General features: G+C 67.0%; 1 protein-coding gene. It reads left to right on the plus strand.

All coding sequences use genetic code 11. From position 1 onward, the window contains the following. Positions 1 to 1,857: molybdopterin dinucleotide binding domain-containing protein (locus BGO22_RS13715; protein WP_286851314.1), on the plus strand; the 1,857-nt coding region annotated here is incomplete at both ends.

The raw sequence follows: 1,857 nt of genomic DNA on the forward strand, positions 1-1,857 counted from the left end.
GCTACGAAAAACTCGACCTCGGGGAGATCGTGAGTCCCCTCGCCGATAAGGCCGCCTGGGGCGGCAGCATGATCGACTACAACGTGCGCGCCGAACGCATGGGCTGGCTGCCCAGCGCGCCGCAGCTCAAGACCAACCCCCTGCAGGTGGTGGCCGACGCCACCGCCGCGGGAATGGACCCCAAGGACTACGTCGTCAAGGCGCTCAAGGACGGCACGCTGGAGATGAGCTGCGAGGACCCGGACGCGCCGCAGAACTGGCCGCGTTGCCTCTTCGTGTGGCGCTCCAACCTGCTGGGCTCCAGCGGCAAGGGCCACGAGTACTTCTGCCGCCACCTGCTGGGCACGCAGCACGGCGTGCAGGGCGCCGACCTGGGCCCGGACGACGCGAAGCCCACCGAGGTGCGCTGGCACGACACCGCCCCCGAGGGCAAGCTCGACCTGCTGGTCACGCTCGACTTCCGCATGAGCACCACCTGCCTGTACAGCGACGTCGTGCTGCCCACCGCGAGCTGGTACGAGAAGAACGACCTCAACACCAGCGACATGCACCCCTTCATCCACCCGCTGTCGGCCGCGGTGGACCCGGTGTGGCAAAGCCGCAGCGACTGGGAGATCTACAAGGGCTTCGCCAAAGCCTTCAGCGAGGTCTGCGTGGGCCACCTCGGCGTGGAGAAGGAGGTGGTGCTCACGCCGCTGATGCACGACAGCCCAGCCGAGCTGGCCCAGCCCTTCGAGGTGAAAGAGTGGAAGAAGGGCGAGTGCGATCTCGTTCCCGGCAAGACCGCGCCGCAGATCGCCGTGGTCGAGCGCGACTACCCCAACGTGTTCAAGCGCTTCACCGCGCTGGGGCCGCTCATGAACCAGCTGGGCAATGGCGGCAAGGGGATCGGCTGGAAAACCGAGCAGGAGGTCACGCAGCTCGGCCAGCTCAACGGCTCCACCAACGAGCCGGGGGCCACGCACGGCCTGCCGCGCATCGTCAGCGACATCGACGCCTGCGAGGTGATCCTTCAGCTCGCGCCCGAGACCAACGGCCACGTGGCCGTCAAGGCCTGGGAGGCGCTGGGCAAGGCCACCGGGCGGGATCACCGGCACCTGGCGCTGTACCGCGAGGACGAGAAGATCCGTTTCCGCGACATCCAGGCGCAGCCGCGCAAGATCATCAGCTCGCCGACCTGGAGCGGCATCGAGAGCGAGACCGTGTCCTACAACGCGGGCTACACCAACGTTCACGAACTGATCCCCTGGCGCACGCTCACCGGGCGCCAGCAGTTCTACCAGGACCACCCCTGGATGATCGCCTTCGGCGAGGGCTTCAGCAGCTACCGCCCGCCAGTGGACCTCAAGACCACCGACGCGGTGCAGGGCCGCCAGCCCAACGGCCACACCGAGATCGTGCTGAACTTCATCACGCCGCACCAGAAGTGGGGCATCCACAGCACCTACAGCGACAACCTGATCATGCTCACGCTCAACCGCGGGGGCACGGTGATCTGGCTCAGCGAGACCGACGCGCAACGCGCCGGCATCGTGGACAACGACTGGGTCGAGCTGTTCAACGTGAATGGCGCGGTGGCCGCGCGCGCGGTGGTCAGCCAGCGCGTCAACCCCGGCATGGTGATGATGTACCACTCGCAGGAGAAGATCATCAACACGCCGGGCTCGGAGATCACCGGCGTGCGCGGCGGCATCCACAACTCGGTCACGCGCATCGTGCTCAAGCCCACGCACATGATCGGTGGTTACGCGCAGTTGAGCTACGGCTTCAACTACTACGGCACCATCGGCACCAACCGCGACGAGTTCGTGGTGGTGCGCAAGATGCGCCGGGTGGACTGGCTCGACACGCCGCGCG

It is taken from the genome of Hydrogenophaga sp. 70-12, assembly GCF_001897365.1.
GTDB classification, from domain to species: domain Bacteria; phylum Pseudomonadota; class Gammaproteobacteria; order Burkholderiales; family Burkholderiaceae_C; genus Hydrogenophaga; species Hydrogenophaga borbori.